Here is a 3,162-nt window from a genome sequence, read left to right as displayed (position 1 = left end):
GCAGGTAGGGGTTTTGTCTTGTGGGAGCGGGCTTGCCCCGCGATAGCATTCTGTCAGCCACATCGCATCGCGGGGCAAGCCCGCTTCTACAGATCCGCAGTGCACAGATCCAGTGTGCGCCCTCAGTTTTCTATGCAATCCCCACCTGCATGGCTATCATGCCCTCCTCATTGTGAGTCGAGATTGGCATGCTGAAGTTGTTGAAGCTCCTCAAGGATGGCCGGTTCCATTCCGGGCAAGACCTGGGTGCGGCATTGGGCGTCAGTCGCGCCGCTGTCTGGAAGCAATTGCAGCTTCTTGAAGCAGAGTTGAACCTGACCATCCATAAGGTTCGTGGCCGTGGTTATCAGTTGGCTACGCCGTTGTCGCTGCTGGAGGAGTCGGCCATTGCCGAATTTTCCCGGGGCGAACAGTGGCCAGTATTGATATTTGAATCCATCGACTCGACCAATGCCCAGGCCCTGCGCTCGATCAGCGAGGGGCAGGCGGCGCCGTTTCTGGTGCTGGCTGAGCGCCAAGCGGCAGGGCGCGGTCGACGTGGTCGTCAGTGGGTTAGCCCGTTTGCCGAGAACCTCTACTACAGCCTGGTGCTGCGTATCGAGGGCGGCATGCGTCAGTTGGAAGGTTTGAGCCTGGTGGTTGGTCTGGCGGTAATGCGCACACTGCAGGCTTTTGGCGTGAGTGGAGCGGGGCTTAAATGGCCGAACGACGTTCTGGTAAGCAATCAGAAGATCGCCGGCATCCTCCTGGAGCTGGTCGGCGATCCCGCAGACGTCTGTCATGTGGTGCTGGGAATTGGTATTAACGTCAATATGCAGGCCAATGAGCAGATCGATCAGTTGTGGACGTCGGTGCGTCGTGAGACAGGTGTGGCGGTCGATCGTAATCAGCTGGTAGCAACGCTCAGTCAGAACCTGCAGCAGGACCTGCTGCGTCATCGGCAAGCTGGTTTCGCCGCGTTCCAGGTCGAGTGGGAGCAAGCCCATCTGTGGCAGGGGGCTGCGGTATCCTTGATTGCCGGTGTTAGCCGGATCGATGGGGTCGTGCTGGGTATTGATCGCCAAGGGGCGCTACGCCTGGAGGTCGACGGAGTTGAAAAGAGTTTTAGCGGTGGTGAGCTCAGCCTGAGGTTGCGTGATGATTCTTGAGCTTGATTGCGGCAACAGCTTTATCAAGTGGCGGGTCATCAACGCCACTGAGGGTGCCGTTGTAGCCGGTGGCATAGTGGATTCCGACCAGGCCCTGGTGGCCGCTGTCGCCACGCTCCCTGAGGCGCCGCGGCGCTGCCGGTTGGTCAGTGTCAGAAGCGAAGAGGAGACCGCCAGCCTTTCGGCGCGGCTCGCCCAGCACTTCGCTCTGGACGTTGTAGTGGCCCAGCCGGCCAGGGAAGTTAGTGGCGTACGTAATGGCTATGACGACTATCAGCGCCTCGGTCTGGATCGCTGGCTGGCGGTGCTGGGTGGCTTTCATCTGGCCCGTGGTGCGTGTCTGGTCATGGATTTTGGCACGGCCGCCAAGGCTGACTTCGTTACTGCTGATGGCGAGCATCTTGGAGGGTTCATCTGCCCTGGCATGCCGCTGATGCGTAGCCAGCTGCGCACCCATACCCGACGCATTCGCTACGACGATGCCTCGGCTGAGCGTGCATTGTCGAGCCTGGCACCTGGGCGCTCTACCGTTGAGGCCGTCGAGCGCGGCTGCGTGCACATGCTGCAGGGGTTCGTGCGCTCTCAGTTGGAGCATGCTCACGGATTATGGGGTGAAAATTTCACTGTATTACTGACCGGGGGCGATGCGCTGCTGGTGCAGCAGGCCGCGCCACAGGCCAGGGTGGTACCGGACCTGGTGTTCGTCGGCTTGGCCATGGCTTGTCCCCTGGATTGAGGTGCCTATGCGTTGGTTGTTTCTGTTGTTGGTGGTGCTAAATGTCTTTTATTACGTCTGGCACCAGCAGGAAGCGCCTTTGAAGGCCAAGGAAGTGGCGCCGTTGTCGCTGTACAAGGGTAATCAGCAGGATATTCGACTGTTGAGTGAGTCGAGCGGGGGTAAAATTGCACCTCAGCGGGGTCAGGAATGCCTCTATGTAGGTGGGTTGATGGAGCAGGAACAGTTAAAAGCATTGCGTCAGCGCTTGCTGAGCCTCGATATTGCCGCTGTTCCGGTGACCGGTCGCCTGGGTGACAGCACTGGTTTGTGGCTGCAGATTGCGCCTCAGAGCCAGCGTTTGCTGGACCAAACTGTGCTCGGGACACTTTCCCATGATTTCAAAGACTTAAAACATAAAATAATGTTGTGCGAGGGTATTGCAACTGGCGAATAGCTTGATAGAATGGCGCCCGCTTCACAGGGAACACCACTCAGGTGGTAGAGCTGGAAGCGGTGTCAAAGTAGCTAAGTTTCAGATTTGATTGAAAAAATTTGAAAAAACGCTTGACACCAGATTGGCATCTGCATAGAATGCCGGCCAAATCTGGAGGGATTCCCGAGCGGCCAAAGGGGACGGACTGTAAATCCGTTGCGAGAGCTTCGAAGGTTCGAATCCTTCTCCCTCCACCAGTTTAGCGAGAGCCGCAAGCTCCGCGGGTATAGTTTAGTGGTAGAACCTCAGCCTTCCAAGCTGATGATGCGGGTTCGATTCCCGCTACCCGCTCCAAGTTTGCTTCTTTTGCAAAGTGTTACGCTCTTGTAGCTCAGTTGGTAGAGCACACCCTTGGTAAGGGTGAGGTCAGCGGTTCAAATCCGCTCAAGAGCTCCATACAAAACAAGGCAGATATGAAAATATCTGCCTTTGTTTTAATGGTCGTATTGACTTGCTTATTTCTTCTCGCTGAGGGTTGTCTCGATGGCTAAGGAAAAGTTTGATCGTAGTCTGCCGCACGTGAACGTCGGCACCATTGGTCACGTTGACCATGGCAAGACCACGCTGACCGCAGCGCTGACCCGCGTTTGCTCCGAAGTTTTCGGTTCGGCAATCGTCGACTTCGACAAGATCGACAGCGCTCCAGAAGAAAAAGCTCGCGGTATCACCATTAACACCGCACACGTTGAGTATAACTCGACCATTCGTCACTACGCTCACGTTGACTGCCCAGGTCACGCTGACTACGTGAAGAACATGATCACCGGTGCTGCCCAGATGGATGGCGCGATCCTGGTTTGCTC

General features: G+C 56.7%; 4 protein-coding genes and 3 tRNA genes. All 7 read left to right on the top strand.

The window, feature by feature from the left end; genetic code table 11:
• Window positions 1–188: 188 nt before the first annotated feature.
• Window positions 189–1,148, top strand: a complete 960-nt coding sequence (birA, locus tag M5G17_RS27085) for a bifunctional biotin--[acetyl-CoA-carboxylase] ligase/biotin operon repressor BirA (protein WP_273895919.1) — start codon at window positions 189–191, stop codon at window positions 1,146–1,148.
• A complete protein-coding gene (locus M5G17_RS27080) occupies window positions 1,138–1,884 on the top strand; it encodes a pantothenate kinase (protein ID WP_273895918.1) in 747 nt (248 codons plus the stop codon). The genes birA and M5G17_RS27080 overlap by 11 nt, the downstream gene beginning before the upstream one ends.
• A 7-nt stretch (window positions 1,885–1,891) precedes the next feature.
• Window positions 1,892–2,320, top strand: a complete 429-nt coding sequence (locus M5G17_RS27075) for a hypothetical protein (RefSeq protein WP_273895917.1) — start codon at window positions 1,892–1,894, stop codon at window positions 2,318–2,320.
• A gap of 152 nt (window positions 2,321–2,472) precedes the next feature.
• Window positions 2,473–2,556, top strand: a tRNA-Tyr gene (locus M5G17_RS27070).
• A 23-nt stretch (window positions 2,557–2,579) separates the two neighbouring features.
• Window positions 2,580–2,653: transfer RNA gene (locus M5G17_RS27065), tRNA-Gly, on the top strand.
• 26 nt (window positions 2,654–2,679) lie between these two features.
• Window positions 2,680–2,755 (top strand) — tRNA-Thr (locus M5G17_RS27060).
• An 87-nt stretch (window positions 2,756–2,842) separates the two neighbouring features.
• The coding region (locus tag M5G17_RS27055) for a GTP-binding protein (protein ID WP_273895238.1) at window positions 2,843–3,162 on the top strand (320 nt) is incomplete at its 3' end.

Source organism: Pseudomonas rubra (assembly GCF_028656935.1).
GTDB lineage: Bacteria > Pseudomonadota > Gammaproteobacteria > Pseudomonadales > Pseudomonadaceae > Aquipseudomonas > Aquipseudomonas rubra.
Note: the sequence above shows the minus strand (reverse complement) of the source record. Positions and strands in the feature narration are given on the sequence as shown.

What these genes read in the sequence shown, in the direction of transcription:
- M5G17_RS27080 (WP_273895918.1), top strand. Translation starts at nt 1,138, where the DNA reads ATGATTCTTGAGCTTGATTGCGGCAACAGCTTTATCAAGTGGCGGGTC.
- M5G17_RS27075 (WP_273895917.1), top strand. Translation starts at nt 1,892, where the DNA reads ATGCGTTGGTTGTTTCTGTTGTTGGTGGTGCTAAATGTCTTTTATTAC.
- birA (WP_273895919.1), top strand. Translation starts at nt 189, where the DNA reads ATGCTGAAGTTGTTGAAGCTCCTCAAGGATGGCCGGTTCCATTCCGGG.